Genomic DNA, 19,038 nt, shown 5'->3' on the forward strand with positions numbered 1-19,038 from the left:
AACCCAACAGGAAAGATCATGATGAGCCTGGCCGGTAAAAAAATCGTACTTGGCGTCAGTGGCGGTATTGCTGCGTACAAGACCCCTGAGCTGGTGCGTCGTTTACGGGAACGCGGCGCTGACGTCCGCGTGGCGATGACCGAAGCGGCAAAAGCATTTATTACTCCCCTGAGTTTACAGGCAGTTTCAGGTTATCCCGTTTCCGACAGCCTGCTTGATCCCGCAGCCGAAGCTGCGATGGGCCACATTGAGCTGGGAAAATGGGCCGATTTGGTCATCCTGGCGCCCGCTACAGCAGACCTGATTGCTCGTGTCGCCGCAGGTATGGCCAACGACCTGGTGTCAACGATTTGTCTGGCAACACCTGCTTCTGTTGCTGTACTGCCAGCCATGAACCAGCAGATGTATCGCGCAGCCGCGACCCAGCACAATCTGGGTATTCTTGCCTCACGCGGTTTGCTCATTTGGGGCCCAGATAGCGGTAGCCAGGCATGTGGCGATGTCGGTCCTGGACGTATGCTGGATCCGTTAACGATTGTGGATATGGCGGCAGAACATTTTTCGCCTGTCAACGATCTGCAACATCTCAACATCATGATTACGGCGGGTCCGACGCGTGAACCGCTTGATCCCGTGCGTTATATTTCCAACCATAGCTCCGGGAAGATGGGATTTGCTATCGCGGCCGCTGCAGCAAAGCGCGGGGCAAACGTCACACTAGTATCGGGTCCGGTTTCGTTATCCACACCACCATTTGTTCAGCGGGTTGATGTGATGACCGCGTTGGAAATGGAAGCCGTTGTGCAGTCTGCAGTGCAACAACAGCATATTTTTATCGGCTGCGCTGCAGTCGCTGATTATCGCGCTGAAACTGTCGCCCACGAAAAAATAAAAAAACAAGCGACGCAGGGTGATGAATTAACAGTAAAAATGGTCAAAAACCCGGACATTATCGCCGGTGTTGCCGCACTGGATGCTAACCGTCCTTTTGTCGTTGGGTTTGCCGCCGAAACAAATAATGTGGAAGAATATGCCCGGCAAAAACGCATCCGCAAAAACCTTGATGTGATCTGTGCGAACGACGTTTCGCTGTCAACTCAAGGGTTTAACAGCGATAGCAACGCATTACACCTTTTTTGGCAGGATGGAGACAAAGTCTTACCGCTTGAGCGTAAAGAACTCCTGGGCCAATTATTACTCGACGAGATCGTGACCCGTTATGATGAAAAAAATCGACGTTAAGATTCTGGACCCGCGCGTTGGGCAACAATTTCCGCTCCCGACGTACGCCACTTCTGGTTCTGCCGGACTTGACCTGCGTGCTTGTCTTGATGACGCCGTAGAACTGGCACCGGGCGCAACAACGCTGGTGCCAACCGGGTTAGCTATCCACATTGCCGATCCTTCTCTGGCAGCGGTGATGCTCCCGCGCTCCGGATTGGGCCATAAGCACGGTATCGTGCTGGGCAATCTGGTTGGTTTGATTGATTCCGACTACCAGGGCCAACTGATGGTGTCCATCTGGAACCGTGGTCAGGACAGCTTCACTATTGAGCCGGGCGAACGTATCGCGCAGATGGTATTTGTACCGGTCGTGCAGGCTGAATTTAATCTGGTGGAAGAGTTTGAAGCCACCGATCGTGGCGAAGGTGGCTTCGGCCATTCCGGGCGCAAGTAACCCGCAGAAAAGTATCCCATAGCGTAATAACGCAATAACACACCGCAAACAACAGTTTGCGGTCGCTGTGTGGATGCCTGCCTGGCAAGAGCTTATTTTCAGGGGTATTTTGTAACATGGTAGAAAAGCAAACTGCGAAAAGGAATCGTCGCGAAGAAATACTTCAGTCTCTGGCACTGATGCTTGAGTCCAGCGATGGTAGCCAACGCATCACCACAGCAAAGCTGGCAGCCTCAGTTGGCGTATCCGAAGCGGCATTGTATCGCCATTTCCCCAGCAAGACCCGTATGTTCGATAGCCTGATTGAGTTTATCGAAGATAGTCTGATTACGCGTATCAATCTGATTTTGAAAGATGAAAAGGACACCAGCGCGCGTCTGCGTCTGATCGTTCTGCTGATTTTAGGGTTTGGTGAGCGTAATCCGGGCCTGACGCGAATTCTGACCGGACACGCGTTGATGTTCGAGCAAGACCGTCTGCAAGGTCGCATTAACCAACTTTTTGAGCGCATTGAAGCGCAGTTGCGCCAGGTTCTGCGAGAAAAAAGAATGCGTGAAGGTGAAGGCTACACCGTGGATGAAACGCTTCTGGCCAGCCAGTTACTGGCTTTCTGCGAAGGTATGCTATCCCGGTTTGTACGTAGCGAATTTAAATACCGCCCAACGGATGATTTTGACACCCGCTGGCCGTTGGTTGCCGCTCAATTGCAGTAGCGATTTCGTCTTGTCCGGCCTACGTAAACCGTAGGCCCGGTAAGTGCGTAGGCCGGATCAGCGCAGCGCTATCCGGCTGTCCTTATACACCGTATGCTTCGCGATAGGCTCGTACTGCCGCCAGGTGCTCCGCCATCTCCGGTTTCTCTTCCAGATACGCAATCAGGTCTTTCAGGGTGATAATAGAGATCACTTTGCAACCGTAATCACGTTCCACTTCCTGAATAGCGGAAATCTCGCCGCGACCGCGTTCCTGACGATCGAGAGAAATCAGTACCCCCGCCAGAGTGGCGCCATTCGCCTGGATAATTTCCATCGACTCACGAATCGCCGTACCTGCGGTGATAACATCATCCACCAGCATCACGCGCCCCTCAAGTGCGCTACCGACCAGATTGCCACCTTCACCGTGGGTCTTCGCCTCTTTACGGTTAAAGCAGTACGGCAAATCTTTATCGTGGTGTTCAGCCAGCGCAACGGCCGTTGTAGTCGCAATCGGAATACCTTTGTACGCTGGGCCAAACAGCAAATCGAACTCAATACCGGAATCCACCAGCGCTTCGGCGTAAAAACGGCCTAACAGAGCCAGGTCGCGCCCGGTATTAAACAGTCCGGCGTTGAAGAAATAGGGGCTTTTACGCCCGGATTTCAGCGTAAACTCGCCAAACTTTAGTACCTGCTTGCTAAGCGCAAACTCAATAAACTGGCGCTGATACGGTTTCATGGATTCGCTCCTCATCTCACTTTATTACAGACAAAAAAAAGGCGACTCATCAGTCGCCTTTAAAATCAATTTTCTAACGCCGCCTTCTGCGTCGCTATAATGGATTCGATTCCCCCTCGGGCCAACGCCAGTAGGGTGAGAAGTTCTTCATGGCTGAATGGCTCACCTTCCGCCGTGCCCTGAACCTCTATAATGCGACCGTCTTCAGTCATCACTACGTTCATATCGGTTTCTGCAGCAGAGTCTTCAACGTACTCGAGATCACAGAGCGCTTCACCGTTAACAATGCCCACGGAAACCGCGGCGACCATCCCTTTCATCGGGTTAGTTTTCAGTTTACCGCTCGCGACCAGCTTGTTCAGCGCATCAGCTAACGCAACACATGCACCGGTAATTGATGCGGTGCGCGTACCGCCATCTGCCTGGATAACATCGCAGTCCAGGGTAATGGTGAACTCACCGAGCGTCTTCAGGTCAACGGCAGCGCGCAACGCGCGAGCGATCAGACGCTGGATTTCCATGGTACGACCGCCCTGCTTACCTTTCGCCGCTTCACGGGCGTTACGGGTGTGTGTGGCGCGTGGCAGCATGCCGTATTCTGCGGTGATCCAACCCTGGCCCTGACCTTTCAGAAAACGCGGTACGCCTTCATCAATAGAAGCGGTACATAGCACTTTGGTATCACCAAATTCGACCAGCACGGAGCCTTCAGCGTGTTTTGTATAATTACGGGTCAGGGTGACGGGACGCACCTGATTGGCACTACGACCTGCTGGACGCATGATAAAATCTCCGGCTTGAAACGAATGTGGCTGCGCATTATACGGACTTCCGACTGTTATTCCTATCCTGACAAGACGTGGATGGCTATAATCCTCCCATCTCATCTTTAAAAACAGGAACGTCTATGATCCGCAGCATGACCGCTTACGCCCGGCGTGAAATCAAGGGTGAATGGGGTAGCGCTACCTGGGAAATGCGCTCGGTAAACCAGCGTTATCTGGAAACTTATTTTCGCCTGCCGGAGCAGTTCCGTAGTCTCGAACCCGTAGTTCGCGAACGTATCCGCACGCGTCTGACGCGCGGTAAAGTCGAATGTACGCTGCGTTTTGAGCCTGATGCCAGTGCACAGGGCGAGCTGATTCTGAATGAAAAACTCGCTAAACAGCTCGTTAGCGCTGCTAACTGGGTCAAAATGCAGAGTGATGAAGGTGAAATTAACCCGGTTGATATCCTGCGTTGGCCAGGCGTAATGGCAGCCCAGGAGCAAGATCTGGACGCCATTGCCGCCGAAATCCTCGCCGCGCTTGACGGTACGCTGGATGACTTTATCGTTGCGCGTGAAACCGAAGGACAGGCACTGAAGGCGTTGATCGAGCAGCGTCTGGAAGGCGTCAGCGCCGAAGTGACGAAGGTACGTGCGCATATGCCAGAAATCCTGCAATGGCAGCGCGAGCGTCTGGTAGCCAAACTGGAAGATGCTCAGGTGCAACTGGAAAATAATCGTCTTGAGCAAGAGCTGGTGCTGATGGCACAGCGTATCGACGTGGCTGAAGAACTGGATCGCCTGGAAGCTCACGTCAAAGAAACCTACAACATTCTGAAGAAAAAAGAGGCGGTTGGCCGTCGTCTGGACTTCATGATGCAGGAATTCAACCGTGAGTCGAATACTCTGGCATCGAAGTCTATCAATGCCGAAGTGACTAACTCCGCAATTGAACTGAAGGTATTGATCGAGCAAATGCGCGAGCAAATTCAGAATATCGAGTAAGTCACCATCTCACGTAGCCCGTCAATAAACGGCGGCGCTACGTGCTTTTCCCGACGCTATCAGTTCTCATCTATGCGATCAGACTTATATTTTCTCATCATTTATTGTCACCACTCATATCACAAAGCGCATGCCATAACGTGTTTACAACAATTTCGCATTAGCTGTAGTTATTAGAATCACTTCGCCTTAGAAAATCTCAATCGTGACAGTGCGCACAAATCGTTAACCTTAGCCCCCAGCAAATCAGGGGGAATACATGCTGTTACACGTTTTATACTTAATTGGTATTACTGCCGAAGCCATGACCGGTGCGCTTGCGGCTGGGCGTCGTCGTATGGATACATTTGGCGTCATTATCATTGCCACCGCGACAGCCATTGGCGGTGGTTCAGTACGCGATATTCTTCTCGGCCATTATCCGCTCGGCTGGGTAAAGCACCCTGAATACGTCATTATCGTAGCCACTGCCGCGGTACTGACCACTATTATTGCTCCCGTGATGCCCTATCTGCGCAAAATATTCCTCGTACTGGATGCGCTGGGCCTGGTGGTCTTTTCTATTATCGGGGCTCAGGTGGCACTGGATATGGGCCATGGACCGATTATCGCCGTGGTCGCTGCGGTCACTACCGGGGTTTTCGGCGGCGTATTACGCGATATGTTCTGCAAACGCATCCCGTTAGTGTTCCAGAAAGAGCTGTATGCCGGCGTATCATTTGCCGCTGCTGTGCTATACATCGTGCTACAGCATTATGTCTCCAGTCATGATGTGGTGGTTATCTCTACCCTGCTCTTCGGCTTTACCGCCCGACTACTGGCGCTGCGCCTGAAGTTAGGTCTGCCGGTATTTTACTATCGCCATGAAGGCCATTAAGGCATAAAGCCCGCGATCCGCTGAGCAGCTAACCAGTTGCTCAGCGCTGTGACCTCTCGATCCTCCAGCCACTGAATAACCTGCCGTGCCCGCTGCTCCCCCATGAAAGGAAGCTGCCGCCAGCTTTGTTCATCGCGTTCTTGCAATTGCTGCCACGAACCATCCCGGCTGGCATTCAGCGTTGCCTGTGTTAACGGTATTCCCATAGCAATCAGCCAGCGCGTGAACGGAAGATCGCGTGACAGGTTGAATTGATGCCATAACTTCTCCCCTTTGCTTACACCAAATGTGGACTGTAGTTGTTCCTGAGTTAGCCCGAGCCAGGAAAAGATATGCTCAAAGCGATACACCTGGTGGAGCTCCCGCCATCCCGCCTCGCCGATGCCCTCCAGCCCCAGCACCTCTTTGGCCCCCAGCCAGACCAATCTGGCAACAAACTGTTCCTGGCACTGCGCTGTGGCATAAAAACAGGTTAATGAATTGAAGCGCCCCTCAGGTGGCACTGGCTTAATACGCTGGGTACTGCGCCAGACCACCTCATCTATACGGGGGATCCCTTGTCCGGCCAGGCTCACCAGAATCTGATCGCCAGGCGCGATATCCCATTCATCCCAGCGTCGAACGGAGCCAATATTGACGCGCTGTACGCGTTTATCATCCAGCATGACGGGAGTCAGCAATGCTACCACCGCAATTTTCCCGCTTTTACCAACGGAGAACTGAATACCCGTTACCTCAGACACCCTGGCCACGGGAGGATATTTCCACGCAGCCAGCCAGTCTCCCTGTCCGGGTAGCCAGTATCGCGCCTGCGGCTCTTTTCCTGTTCGCACGACCACGCCATCAGTGACAAAAGGTAATGCTGAAGTCCACCAATTTGCTCGCACTTGCTCTACGTCATCCGCACTCTTCACGGCCTTGGTAAAATGTTGCGTGAAACTGAACCCGGCAGCAGTGAGCTGCTCCAGTCTTTCAGACATGACCGCAGGACCATCGGGCCAGGCCCAGATAAAAATAGCCAGCGAGCCTAATAATTCCTGATTGCTCTGGCGCATCATCAATCCAGCAACCTTCGAGCGGGTGTTCATTCCCCCTCTCTGCTTCTGAATATGCCCCTCTTGCTGCAAAAAAATCTCACCCTGCAACGTACTGTTAGCGAGATTCCCCTTGGTGGAATGTGGTACGGAAGGGATCTGAAGAACCTTTTGCGTCCAGTCTTCGCCTTTCAGGCCATTACCACGGCTAATCGCCCGTACCAGATTGCCATTGCGATAGACTAACGTCACTGCCACGCCATCCACCTTCGGTTGCACCCAGAGATCGCTGCGCGCGTGCATCCATTGCTGTAGCGCTTGCTTATCGGCAAGTTTTCGAACACCCGTGTGGGGAACGGGGTGCGATACTGTGCCACCCATTGGTGGCGCAGACAGATCTGGTGGAACTTCATCACCAAAACAGCGCTGCCATTGAATTAGTTGCGCATTGAGCTGGTCATAAACGCCGTCATCTACGGCACTTTCACCCTGTTTCCAGTAACTGTCATTCCACTGTGTTATCTGCTGCTGTAGTCGTGAAATTTCCTCGTTTGCCCTGGCAGGTGACCAGACGGGGCATACCGCCCATGCGGGTAGATACCCCATTAGCAAAACCAGCCCTATGCCTTTCCATAATCCCATGTTACCTCCGCTGAGCACTGCATTTCCTGGCAGGTATAGCGCGAAATAATAGGGAAACAGAGCGGCAAAAAAGCATCCTGCGAGCACCGTTCCTGACATTTGCGCGTATTGCTGCAAATCATCGATAAAACAGGAAACTGATACGCAAAACGCAATAAACATGCGCAAAAAGTGTGACAAGGGCTACGTCACATAGCGGCTACGTGTATAATAAGCCCGTATGTAGGCTCTCTTTCGACAATCACATACATTAAGATACTCATGGCTCAAGGCACGCTTTATATTGTTTCTGCCCCCAGTGGCGCGGGTAAATCCAGCCTGATTCAGGCTTTATTAAAGACCCAACCGTTGTATGACACCCAGGTTTCTGTTTCGCACACCACGCGCGCACCGCGCCCGGGGGAAGTGCACGGTGAACACTATTTTTTTGTGAACCATGATGAATTCAGAACCATGATTGGCAGAGACGCGTTCCTGGAACACGCGGAGGTTTTCGGTAATTACTACGGCACCTCACGTGAAACCATTGAGCAAGTATTAGCATCCGGCGTAGACGTCTTTTTAGATATCGACTGGCAAGGTGCGCAGCAAATTCGTGAAAAAATGCCGCATGCGCGCAGTATTTTTATTTTGCCGCCATCTAAGATTGAGTTGGATCGCCGTCTGCGTGGCCGCGGTCAGGATAGCGAAGACGTGATCGCAAAACGTATGGCGCAAGCTGTTGCAGAAATGAGCCATTACGCCGAATATGATTATCTTATTGTGAACGATGATTTCGATACCGCCCTGGGCGATTTGAAAACCATCATTCGCGCCGAACGTCTGCGCATGAGCCGCCAAAAGCAGCGTCATGACGCTTTAATCAGCAAACTGTTGGCAGACTGAACCCACATTCAGTATCATGCCCAGTCATTTCTTCACCTGTGGAGCATTTTAAGTATGGCACGCGTAACTGTTCAGGACGCTGTAGAGAAAATTGGTAACCGTTTTGACCTGGTACTGGTCGCCGCGCGTCGCGCTCGTCAGATGCAGGTAGGCGGAAAGGATCCGCTCGTACCGGAAGAAAACGATAAAACTACCGTTATCGCGCTGCGCGAAATCGAAGAAGGTCTGATCAACAACCAGATCCTCGACGTGCGTGAGCGCCAGGAACAGCAAGAGCAGGAAGCCGCTGAATTACAAGCCGTTACCGCTATTGCTGAAGGTCGTCGTTAATCACAAAGCGGGTCGCCCTTGTATCTGTTTGAAAGCCTGAATCAACTGATTCAAAACTACCTGCCGGAAGACCAGATTAAGCGTCTTCGGCAGGCGTATCTCGTTGCACGTGACGCTCACGAGGGCCAGACACGTTCAAGCGGTGAACCCTATATCACGCACCCGGTAGCGGTAGCCTGTATTCTGGCCGAGATGAAACTCGACTACGAAACGCTGATGGCTGCACTGCTGCATGACGTGATTGAAGATACCCCAGCCACCTATCAGGACATGGAACAGCTTTTTGGTAAAAGCGTTGCAGAGCTGGTAGAAGGGGTATCGAAGCTTGATAAGCTTAAGTTTCGCGATAAGAAAGAGGCGCAAGCCGAAAACTTTCGCAAGATGATTATGGCGATGGTGCAGGATATCCGCGTCATTCTCATCAAACTTGCCGACCGTACTCACAATATGCGCACGCTGGGCTCATTACGCCCGGACAAGCGTCGCCGCATCGCCCGTGAAACCCTCGAAATCTATAGTCCGCTGGCACACCGTTTAGGTATTCATCACATTAAAACCGAGCTGGAAGAGCTGGGTTTTGAAGCGTTGTACCCGAACCGCTATCGCGTGATTAAAGAAGTGGTTAAAGCCGCTCGCGGCAACCGCAAAGAGATGATCCAAAAAATCCTCTCGGAAATCGAAGGGCGTTTGCAGGAGGCAGGTATTCCGTGTCGCGTAAGCGGGCGTGAGAAGCACCTGTACTCTATTTACTGCAAAATGGTACTCAAAGAGCAGCGTTTTCACTCCATCATGGATATCTACGCATTTCGCGTCATCGTTCATGATTCCGATACCTGCTATCGCGTACTCGGCCAGATGCACAGCCTGTACAAACCACGTCCTGGCCGCGTGAAAGACTATATTGCCATCCCAAAAGCGAACGGATATCAGTCTTTGCACACCTCAATGATCGGCCCTCATGGCGTCCCGGTTGAAGTACAGATTCGTACTGAAGACATGGACCAGATGGCAGAGATGGGTGTCGCAGCGCACTGGGCTTACAAAGAGCACGGCGGCGAAAGCAGCACCACTGCGCAAATCCGCGCTCAGCGCTGGATGCAAAGCCTGCTGGAACTGCAGCAGAGCGCCGGTAGCTCGTTTGAATTTATTGAAAGCGTTAAATCTGATCTCTTCCCGGATGAGATTTATGTTTTCACACCGGAAGGGCGCATTGTCGAACTGCCCGCCGGTGCAACGCCTGTCGACTTCGCCTACGCCGTGCATACCGATATCGGTCACGCTTGCGTCGGCGCGCGCGTCGACAGACAGCCTTACCCGCTTTCACAACCGCTCTTTAGCGGTCAGACAGTTGAGATTATTACCGCCCCGGGTGCGCGCCCGAATGCCGCGTGGCTCAACTTCGTCGTCAGTTCGAAAGCGCGCGCCAAGATTCGCCAACTGCTGAAAAACCTCAAGCGCGATGATTCCGTCAGTCTGGGCCGTCGACTGCTCAACCATGCCCTGGGCGGTAGCCGTAAACTGGCTGAGATCCCGCCAGAGAGCATCCAGCGTGAGCTTGAGCGCATGAAGCTCGCCACTCTTGACGATCTGCTCGCAGAAATCGGTCTGGGTAATGCCATGAGCGTGGTGGTAGCGAAAAACCTCCAGCAGGGCGAAGCAACAGCGAACGTACCGGCACAATCTGGCCATGGTCATCTGCCGATCAAAGGTGCAGACGGCGTGCTGATCACCTTCGCGAAATGCTGCCGTCCAATTCCAGGCGATCCCATCATTGCCCACGTCAGTCCGGGTAAAGGTCTGGTGATTCACCATGAGTCCTGCCGTAATATTCGTGGCTACCAGAAAGAGCCAGAGAAATTTATGGCGGTGGAATGGGATAAAGAAACAGAGCAGGAATTCATCACCGAGATTAAGGTGGATATGTTTAACCACCAGGGTGCTTTGGCGAACCTGACGGCGGCAATCAACACGACCACCTCCAATATTCAAAGCCTGAATACGGAAGAGAAAGATGGTCGCGTCTATAGCGCCTTTATTCGCTTGACCGCTCGCGATCGCGTGCACCTGGCGAATATCATGCGCAAAATTCGCGTCATGCCGGACGTGATAAAAGTCACCCGTAACCGTAACTAGAACACGTTTTATGAATGAACAGCGCTATGCACGTATCCGCGAAATGCTCGCACGTCGTCAGCCCGATCTGACCGTCTGCATGGAAGAGGTCCACAAACCTCATAACGTTTCCGCTATCATTCGTACTGCAGATGCGGTCGGCGTGCATGAAGTCCACGCCGTCTGGCCGGGTAGCCGTATGCGCACCATGGCCTCTTCTGCCGCAGGCAGCAACAGTTGGGTGCAGGTGAAAACTCACCTTACTATTGGCGATGCGGTCACACATTTAAAAAACCGCGGCATGCAGGTTCTGGCAACTCATCTGTCAGATAAAGCCGTGGATTTTCGCGAGATTGATTACACACGCCCCACCTGCATCCTGATGGGCCAGGAGAAAACCGGCATCACTCAGGAAGCGTTGGATCTGGCTGATCAGGACATCATCATTCCCATGACTGGCATGGTGCAGTCGTTGAACGTTTCGGTCGCCTCCGCGCTGATTCTGTACGAAGCACAACGCCAGCGGCAAAACGCTGGGATGTACCGACGAGAAAACAGCATGCTGCCACAAGACGAGCAGCAGCGCTTACTGTTTGAAGGCGGTTATCCGGTGCTGGCGAATGTCGCTAAGCGCAAAGGTCTTCCCTACCCTCACGTAAACACGCAGGGCGAAATTGAAGCCGATGCAACGTGGTGGGCCACTATGCAGTCTGCGAGATAAACGCGATGAAAGGCCGTTTACTGGATGCCATCCCACTCAACTCTCTGACCGGCGTTGGCGCAGCACAAAGCAGTAAACTGGCGAAAATTGGCCTGCACACCGTACAGGACCTCCTTCTACACCTCCCCCTGCGTTACGAAGACCGTACCCATCTGTACCCAATTGGCGAACTGCTGCCGGGCGTCTATGCCACCGTTGAAGGCGAAGTGCTGAACTGCAATATCACCTTCGGTGGCCGCCGGATGATGACCTGTCAGATCAGCGATGGCTCCGGCATTCTCACCATGCGCTTTTTCAACTTCAGCGCAGCAATGAAAAACAGCCTCGCCACCGGTCGCCGGGTGCTGGCCTACGGTGAAGCCAAACGCGGGAAATACGGCGCAGAGATGATCCACCCGGAATACCGTGTGCAGGGCGATCTCAGCACGCCGGAATTACAGGAAACGCTGACCCCTGTTTATCCGACTACCGAAGGCGTGAAGCAGGCCACGCTGCGCAAGCTGACCGATCAGGCACTGGATCTGCTCGATACTTGCGCCATTGCCGAACTGCTACCGCCAGAGCTGTTACAGGGCATGATGAGCCTGCCCGAAGCACTGCGCACGTTGCACCGCCCCCCACCGTCGCTGCAACTCAGCGATCTGGAAACAGGACAACATCCGGCGCAGCGACGTCTGATTCTCGAAGAACTGCTGGCGCATAATCTCAGCATGCTGGCACTACGCGCCGGGGCACAGCGTTTTCATGCCCAGCCGCTGAGCGCAAACAATGCGCTGAAAGATAAGCTGTTGGCGGCGCTACCATTTAAACCGACTGGCGCACAGGCTCGCGTTACCGCGGAGATCGAACGTGATATGGCACTGGATGTCCCAATGATGCGCCTGGTACAGGGTGATGTCGGCTCAGGTAAAACGCTGGTTGCGGCGTTAGCCGCCCTGCGCGCTATCGCACATGGTAAGCAGGTTGCGCTGATGGCCCCCACCGAATTATTGGCTGAACAACATGCGAATAACTTCCGCAGCTGGTTCGCGCCGCTGGGCGTTGAAGTGGGCTGGCTGGCGGGCAAGCAGAAAGGCAAAGCGCGTCTGGCGCAACAGGAAGCCATCGCCAGCGGTCAGGTGCAGATGATTGTCGGTACTCATGCAATTTTCCAGGAACAGGTTCAGTTCAACGGTCTGGCACTGGTTATCATCGACGAACAGCACCGCTTCGGGGTGCATCAGCGTCTGGCGCTGTGGGAAAAAGGTCAGCAGCAGGGTTTCCACCCGCACCAGCTAATCATGACTGCCACGCCAATCCCGCGCACGCTGGCGATGACCGCCTATGCCGATCTCGACACCTCAGTAATTGATGAACTCCCACCGGGACGTACCCCGGTCACCACGGTCGCCATTCCGGATACCCGCCGCAGCGATATTATTGATCGCGTGCGCAACGCCTGTACCCACGAAGCGCGCCAGGCATACTGGGTCTGTACGCTGATTGAAGAGTCTGATCTGTTAGAAGCTCAGGCAGCAGAAGCAACGTGGGAAGAGCTTAAGATTGCGCTGCCAGAACTCAATATTGGCCTGGTACACGGCCGTATGAAGCCCGCCGAGAAGCAGTCAGTAATGGCGGCCTTTAAGCAGGGTGAACTGCATCTGTTGGTTGCCACCACAGTGATTGAAGTGGGCGTGGACGTGCCAAACGCCAGCCTGATGATTATTGAAAACCCGGAGCGCCTGGGCCTGGCCCAGCTGCATCAGCTACGTGGCCGCGTAGGTCGTGGCGCGGTGGCCTCCCACTGCGTCCTGCTGTACAAATCACCGCTGTCTAAAACCGCGCAGAAACGCTTGCAGGTTCTGCGAGACAGCAACGACGGGTTCGTGATTGCGCAAAAAGATTTAGAGATTCGCGGCCCCGGCGAGCTGTTAGGTACTCGCCAGACCGGAACGGCAGAATTCAAGGTCGCAGATTTACTGCGTGATCAGGCGATTATCCCGGAAGTTCAGCGCATTGCTCGCCATATTCACGAACGCTATCCGCAACAGGCCGTGGCGCTAATAGAGCGCTGGATGCCGGAAACCGAACGCTACTCCAACGCATAGTCGATTCATAGCGGCGGCGGATGTTACCCCGCCGCACAGCCGTTATTGCGCAAAAATCGGTAACAGCAGATACAGCTTAATCACCAGCGCGTTGACGATATCGATAAAGAATGCCCCCACCATCGGCACCACCAGAAACGCCATATGGGATGGCCCAAAGCGTTCGGTAATCGCCTGCATGTTGGCAATCGCCGTCGGCGTCGCGCCGAGGCCAAAACCGCAGTGACCGGCAGCCAGCACAGCGGCATCGTAGTTCTTACCCATCATGCGCCAGGTAACGAATATCGCATACAGCGCCATGAAAATGGTCTGCACAACCAGAATTGCCAGCATCGGCAAGGCCAGAGAAGCCAGTTCCCATAGCTTCAGGCTCATCAGCGCCATCGCCAGGAACAGTGACAGACTAACGTTACCCAGCACAGAAACCGCACGTTCGAACACCCGGTAGAAGCCCAGTAGCGCCAGACCATTGCTGAGGATCACCCCAACAAACAGCACGCAAACGAAGGTCGGCAGTTCCAGTACCGTTCCAACCAGCATTTGCGCAACGATTTTCCCCACCGTCAGACAGATAGCGATCAGCGCGATGGTTTCAATCAGCACCAGTGAGGTGATCATGCGTCCGACGTCCGGCTTTTCAAATGCGGTCGGAACAGCCTGATCGTCCGGCATACCGTCTGGCGTGGTGGAGTGTTTGACCAGATAGCGTGCCACCGGGCCGCCAATCAGCCCACCCAATACCAGACCAAACGTTGCGCAAGCCATCGCCACTTCAGTCGCATTGGTGAAGCCGTAACGTTCAATAAACAGCTTGCTCCATGCGGCCCCGGTTCCGTGTCCACCAGAGAGGGTGATCGAGCCAGCAATCAGGCCCATCAGCGGGTCCAGACCCAGCAGGGTCGCCATACCAATACCGATGGCGTTTTGCATCAGCAACAGGCCAACAACCACAATCAGAAAAATACCCACCACGCGGCCGCCAGCACGCAAACTTGCGATATTGGCGTTCAGACCGATAGTGGCGAAGAAGGCCAGCATCAACGGATCGCGCAGGGTCATATCGAAGTTAACTTCCCAACCCATGCTTTTTTTCAGCACCAGCAGCGCAATCGCCACCAGCAGGCCGCCCGCTACGGGTTCGGGAATGGTGTATTTTTTCAGGAAGGAAACAGACTGGACGAGCTTACGTCCCAGCAGCAACACAAGGGTTGCCGCAACCAGCGTTGATAACGTATCGAGATAAAACATTTACAGCTCCATTAGTGCGTTTAGCACAATCACGCACGATGCATTCCAGACCGATTTTTAGCTCTTATTGAGTTTTCGGGGTGGATTTTAAGCAGAAAATGATGAAAAGTTATATAAAAATGTTTGTTTATCCGTTTTAAATATTAAGAATACCTGCTAGCAAACGTTTGCTTTTCTGCCCTGGTCAGATAAAATCACCGCTTTTCCACCATGGGATTGCCTCTGATGTCCGTTAACGCCGTAGAGTCAACAAATGCGCAACCGGTTGCGCAGACTCACAACAGTGAACTGATTTACCGTCTTGAAGATCGCCCCCCGTTAGCCCAGACCTTGTTTGCCGCCTGTCAGCATCTGCTGGCCATGTTCGTCGCGGTAATTACTCCCGCTCTGTTAATTTGCCAGGCGCTTGGTTTACCGGCTCAGGATACTCAACACATTATCAGTATGTCGCTGTTCGCCTCCGGCGTAGCTTCTATCATTCAGATCAAAGCCTGGGGGCCGGTAGGCTCAGGGCTGCTATCCATTCAGGGCACCAGCTTTAACTTTGTTGCGCCATTGATTATGGGCGGTACGGCGCTAAAAACCGGTGGCGCAGATGTCCCAACCATGATGGCGGCGCTGTTCGGTACGTTGATGCTGGCAAGCTGCACCGAGATGGTTATCTCACGCGTACTGCATTTGGCGCGGCGGATCATTACCCCATTGGTCTCAGGCGTGGTGGTGATGATTATCGGCCTGTCGCTGATTCAGGTGGGTCTGACATCAATTGGTGGTGGCTATGCCGCAATGAGCGACAACACCTTTGGTGCACCGAAGAATTTACTGTTGGCAGGCGTGGTACTGGCGCTAATCATCCTGCTTAACCGTCAACGCAACCCTTACCTGCGTGTTGCGTCATTGGTGATTGCGATGGCGGCAGGCTATCTGCTGGCCTGGTTTATGGACATGCTGCCGCAAAATACCGCACCGGTAAGTCAGGACCTGCTAATGGTGCCAACGCCGCTGTATTATGGCCTGGGTATCGACTGGAGTTTACTGCTGCCGCTGATGCTGGTCTTTATGATCACCTCGCTGGAAACCATCGGCGATATTACGGCCACCTCTGATGTCTCCGAGCAACCGGTTTCTGGTCCGCTGTATATGAAACGCCTGAAAGGCGGCGTGCTGGCGAACGGCCTGAACTCGTTTGTTTCCGCTGTGTTCAACACCTTCCCGAACTCCTGTTTTGGGCAGAACAACGGGGTTATTCAGTTAACGGGCGTTGCCAGCCGCTACGTCGGTTTTGTGGTGGCGCTGATGTTGATCGCGCTGGGCCTGTTCCCGGCGGTCAGCGGTTTTGTACAGCATATTCCTGAGCCAGTACTGGGCGGGGCAACGCTGGTAATGTTCGGTACTATCGCCGCATCCGGCGTGCGTATTGTGTCCCGCGAGCCGCTGAACCGTCGCGCGATTCTGATTATCGCGCTGTCGCTGGCCGTCGGCCTGGGCGTCTCCCAGCAGCCGTTGATCCTGCAGTTCGCCCCGGACTGGGTGAAAAACCTGCTCTCTTCCGGTATTGCCGCAGGCGGTATTACCGCTATCGTTCTGAACCTGGTGTTCCCACCAGAAAAGCAATAAGCAAACAGCGGCGTTGATTCTGAATCAACGCCGCTGTAACGCTCTTTCACCATTCCCGCCTTGAGCATTGCGTCTAAATCGTGCATAACTTGACTATGTGCACTTCGCGGGATGGAAGACCATGAAATTTATTGGAAAGCTGCTTCTTTACGTGCTGATCGCCCTTGCAGTGGCGATCCTCGGCCTTTATTTTCTACTGCAAACCCGCTGGGGCGCAGAGCACGTCAGTGCCTGGGTTTCACAGAACAGCAGCTACCATCTGGCCTTTGATGCCATCGATCACCGGTTTTCTTCCCCTTCCCATATTCTGCTGGAAAACGTCACCTTTGGCCGGGATGGTCAGCCCGCCACGCTGGTCGCCAAAACGGTCGATATTGGACTCAGTAGCCGCCAAATCACCGACCCGCTGCATGTAGACACCATTTTGTTGCAAAACGGTACGTTGAATCTTTCCCAGCAAACCGCGCCGTTACCGTTTCAGGCCGATCGTCTGCAATTGCAGGATATGGCGCTTAACAGCCCCGATAGCGAGTGGAATCTCAGCGCCCAGCGCGTTAACGGCGGCGTCATTCCCTGGAGCCCTGAGGCAGGTAAAATTCTCGGCAGCAAAGCGCAAATTCAGCTCAGCGCCAGTTCGTTGACGCTCAACGATGTCCCGACCACCAACGTCTTGATTGAAGGCAGCATTGACCATGACAGGGTGACGCTTAGCAATATTGGCGCAGACGTGGCACGTGGAGCATTAACCGGCGTAGCGCAACGCAATGCCGACGGGAGCTGGGTAGTGGAGAATCTGCGCCTGAATGATATCCGGCTACAAAGCGACAAATCGCTGGCCGACTTTTTTGCCCCGTTAAGCACCATTCCTTCCCTGCAAATTGGTCGTCTGGAGATAACGGATGCCCGTCTGCAAGGCCCTGACTGGGCGGTGACGGATCTCGATCTGAGCTTGCGCAACATGACCTTCAGCAAGGACGACTGGCAAACTCAGGAAGGAAAATTGTCGATGAACGCCAGCGAGTTTATCTACGGCTCTCTGCACTTCTTCGATCCGATTCTGAACGCCGAGTTCTCACCACAGGGCATTGCGCTGCGCCAGTTCACCACCCGCTGGGAAGGCGGTATGGTCAGAACATCCGGAAACTGGCTACGCAGCAACAAAGCGCTGGTCCTCGATGATGCCGCGATTGCCGGTCTGGAATACACGCTGCCGGAAAACTGGAAGCAGCAGTGGATGAAATCTCTGCCAACATGGCTAAACAGCCTGACGCTGAAGAAATTCAGCGCCAGCCGCAATCTGGTAATTGATATCGACCCGAGTTTCCCGTGGCAGCTCACCGCGCTTGACGGTTACGGCGCTAACCTCGGGCTGGTACAGAACAATCAGTGGGGGATCTGGAGCGGGAGCGCCACCCTCAACGCCGCTGCTGCTACCTTTAACCGCACGGATGTACGTCGTCCTTCGCTGGCGCTGACGGCGAACAACAGCACCATCAATATCAGCGAACTGAGCGCCTATACGGAAAAAGGGCTGCTGGAGGCCACCGCCAGCATTTCTCAGTTGCCTCAGCGCCAGGCTCAGATCAGCCTGAACGGACGCGGCGTGCCAATGACGATCCTGCAGCAGTGGGGCTGGCCCGCATTGCCGCTTTCCGGCGATGGTAATATTCAGCTTACCGCCAGCGGCAATATTCAGGCCGATACGCCGTTCAAGCCAACGGTCAACGGGCAACTACATGCGGTGAACGTGGAGAAACAGCAGGTCACGCAGACTATGCAGGCGGGAGTGGTTTCAGGGAGTGAAGTCACAGCACCACCACCTGCGCAATAATTTATTGCCCGGTGGCGCTTCGCTTACCGGGCCTACTCACGCTCATAAACGAATATATTCACTGCACAACAGCCACTTCACCGGCTCATCCTCTTCAATCGCCGGGAAGCGACCGCCAGGTTCCAGAAAGTGGTTGTCATGCTGGTCGTCATTGACCATCGAGATTTCCCAGCCCAGCACGAACGCTTTCTCCGCCCAAAAGCGATGATACAAGCGCGGCGGCAGGCACACCCCCTGTCCCGGTTTCAATACCAGCGTCTCGCCAGCGTCAACGGTACGCCGCTGACCATCGACGCTAACTTCAACAATACGCCGTGCGTCATACCCATCATCAGGCGTGGCCCATGCCAGCTGCATACATAAGTCACCGCCGCCGCGATTCACGATATCTTCCATTTTATGGCGATGAAAATGCCATGGCGTTTGCTGATCCTGCTGAATTTGCAGCATCTTTTCAGCATACGGTTTGGGGTAATTAGCTGACCCTGGCTGACCATTGCGCAACGTCAGTAACGTCAGTCCCGTTTGCGCAAAATCTCCACGCCCAAAGTCGGTAATATCCCAGCCCAGCTGGAGATCGCGCACTTCACGCCACAGAGATTGATCCTGTTGCCGCCAGGCATCGATCGTAAAATACGCAAAATCAGGCAGACAGACCCGAAAAGTCTCGGCGATGGCATGCGCTTTATCGACGGCATAATTAATATGTGAACGCTTCATTCCACTTTTCCTTGTTGCGAAAGAGGCGGGTCGCCCCGCCTGCATGCC

At 53.9% G+C, this 19,038-nt stretch carries 17 protein-coding genes; 12 read left to right on the forward strand and 5 right to left on the reverse strand.

The window, feature by feature from the left end:
• The first annotated feature begins 21 nt into the window (after positions 1-21).
• The 3 genes from coaBC (at position 22) to slmA (ending at position 2,391) form a co-directional block, all read left to right on the forward strand.
• Positions 22-1,242, forward strand: a complete 1,221-nt coding sequence (gene coaBC / locus OGX66_RS04245) for a bifunctional phosphopantothenoylcysteine decarboxylase/phosphopantothenate--cysteine ligase CoaBC (protein ID WP_088903385.1) — start codon at positions 22-24, stop codon at positions 1,240-1,242.
• Positions 1,220-1,678 carry a dUTP diphosphatase gene (dut, locus tag OGX66_RS04250; protein ID WP_006687626.1) on the forward strand — a complete coding sequence of 153 codons (459 nt, stop codon included), beginning with the start codon at positions 1,220-1,222 and terminating at the stop codon, positions 1,676-1,678. The genes coaBC and dut overlap by 23 nt, the downstream gene beginning before the upstream one ends.
• A 116-nt stretch (positions 1,679-1,794) precedes the next feature.
• Positions 1,795-2,391: a nucleoid occlusion factor SlmA gene (slmA, locus tag OGX66_RS04255; protein WP_003024060.1), complete on the forward strand. Its 597-nt coding sequence runs from the start codon at positions 1,795-1,797 to the stop codon at positions 2,389-2,391.
• Positions 2,392-2,473: 82 nt separating this feature from the next.
• On the opposite strand, the gene pyrE is transcribed toward slmA, so the two are convergent.
• Positions 2,474-3,115, reverse strand: a complete 642-nt coding sequence (gene pyrE / locus OGX66_RS04260; protein ID WP_003024058.1) for an orotate phosphoribosyltransferase — start codon at positions 3,113-3,115, stop codon at positions 2,474-2,476.
• 65 nt (positions 3,116-3,180) lie between these two features.
• Positions 3,181-3,897, reverse strand: a complete 717-nt coding sequence (rph, locus tag OGX66_RS04265) for a ribonuclease PH (RefSeq protein ID WP_286510937.1) — start codon at positions 3,895-3,897, stop codon at positions 3,181-3,183.
• A gap of 125 nt (positions 3,898-4,022) precedes the next feature.
• On the opposite strand from rph, the gene OGX66_RS04270 reads away from it, so the two are divergent.
• Complete coding sequence (locus OGX66_RS04270) at positions 4,023-4,886, forward strand: YicC/YloC family endoribonuclease (RefSeq protein ID WP_003024052.1); 864 nt, start codon at positions 4,023-4,025, stop codon at positions 4,884-4,886.
• Between the two features lie 259 nt (positions 4,887-5,145).
• Entirely contained in the window at positions 5,146-5,763 is a 618-nt protein-coding gene (locus tag OGX66_RS04275; protein WP_003024049.1) for a trimeric intracellular cation channel family protein, read from the forward strand.
• On the opposite strand, the gene ligB is transcribed toward OGX66_RS04275, so the two are convergent.
• Positions 5,760-7,439 carry an NAD-dependent DNA ligase LigB gene (gene ligB / locus OGX66_RS04280; protein ID WP_088902944.1) on the reverse strand — a complete coding sequence of 560 codons (1,680 nt, stop codon included), beginning with the start codon at positions 7,437-7,439 and terminating at the stop codon, positions 5,760-5,762. The two genes, OGX66_RS04275 and ligB, sit on opposite strands and share 4 nt — an antisense overlap.
• 261 nt (positions 7,440-7,700) lie before the next feature.
• On the opposite strand from ligB, the gene gmk reads away from it, so the two are divergent.
• From gmk to recG, 5 genes are read left to right on the forward strand one after another with little or no spacing between them, the layout of a single operon-like run.
• Positions 7,701-8,324 (forward strand): guanylate kinase, encoded by a 624-nt coding sequence (gene gmk / locus OGX66_RS04285; RefSeq protein WP_003024042.1) that lies wholly within the window; start codon positions 7,701-7,703, stop codon positions 8,322-8,324.
• A gap of 54 nt (positions 8,325-8,378) precedes the next feature.
• Positions 8,379-8,654: a DNA-directed RNA polymerase subunit omega gene (rpoZ, locus tag OGX66_RS04290; RefSeq protein WP_000135058.1), complete on the forward strand. Its 276-nt coding sequence runs from the start codon at positions 8,379-8,381 to the stop codon at positions 8,652-8,654.
• An 18-nt stretch (positions 8,655-8,672) separates the two neighbouring features.
• Positions 8,673-10,787, forward strand: a complete 2,115-nt coding sequence (gene spoT, locus OGX66_RS04295; RefSeq protein WP_003024038.1) for a bifunctional GTP diphosphokinase/guanosine-3',5'-bis pyrophosphate 3'-pyrophosphohydrolase — start codon at positions 8,673-8,675, stop codon at positions 10,785-10,787.
• A 10-nt stretch (positions 10,788-10,797) separates the two neighbouring features.
• Positions 10,798-11,487 carry a tRNA (guanosine(18)-2'-O)-methyltransferase TrmH gene (trmH, locus tag OGX66_RS04300; RefSeq protein ID WP_003837594.1) on the forward strand — a complete coding sequence of 230 codons (690 nt, stop codon included), beginning with the start codon at positions 10,798-10,800 and terminating at the stop codon, positions 11,485-11,487.
• Between the two features lie 5 nt (positions 11,488-11,492).
• Positions 11,493-13,574: an ATP-dependent DNA helicase RecG gene (gene recG, locus OGX66_RS04305; protein ID WP_003837591.1), complete on the forward strand. Its 2,082-nt coding sequence runs from the start codon at positions 11,493-11,495 to the stop codon at positions 13,572-13,574.
• A gap of 42 nt (positions 13,575-13,616) precedes the next feature.
• Here recG and gltS read toward each other — a convergent pair whose 3' ends face one another.
• The gene (gene gltS / locus OGX66_RS04310) at positions 13,617-14,822 is read right to left on the reverse strand and encodes a sodium/glutamate symporter (protein WP_003024029.1); all 1,206 of its coding nucleotides are present in this window, start codon (positions 14,820-14,822) and stop codon (positions 13,617-13,619) included.
• 225 nt (positions 14,823-15,047) lie between these two features.
• Here gltS and xanP point away from each other — a divergent pair, with 225 nt between their 5' ends.
• Both xanP and OGX66_RS04320 read left to right on the forward strand, forming a co-directional pair.
• A complete protein-coding gene (gene xanP / locus OGX66_RS04315) occupies positions 15,048-16,439 on the forward strand; it encodes a xanthine/proton symporter XanP (RefSeq protein WP_003024026.1) in 1,392 nt (463 codons plus the stop codon).
• A 121-nt stretch (positions 16,440-16,560) separates the two neighbouring features.
• On the forward strand, positions 16,561-18,270 hold the full coding sequence (locus OGX66_RS04320; protein WP_136346023.1) for an AsmA family protein: 1,710 nt from the start codon (positions 16,561-16,563) through the stop codon (positions 18,268-18,270).
• 42 nt (positions 18,271-18,312) lie between these two features.
• Here OGX66_RS04320 and OGX66_RS04325 read toward each other — a convergent pair whose 3' ends face one another.
• On the reverse strand, positions 18,313-18,990 hold the full coding sequence (locus OGX66_RS04325) for a D-lyxose/D-mannose family sugar isomerase (protein WP_003837587.1): 678 nt from the start codon (positions 18,988-18,990) through the stop codon (positions 18,313-18,315).
• Positions 18,991-19,038: the final 48 nt, after the last annotated feature.

This window comes from Citrobacter sp. Cf072, assembly GCF_030334485.1.
In the GTDB taxonomy this organism is placed as follows: Bacteria; Pseudomonadota; Gammaproteobacteria; order Enterobacterales; family Enterobacteriaceae; genus Citrobacter; species Citrobacter freundii.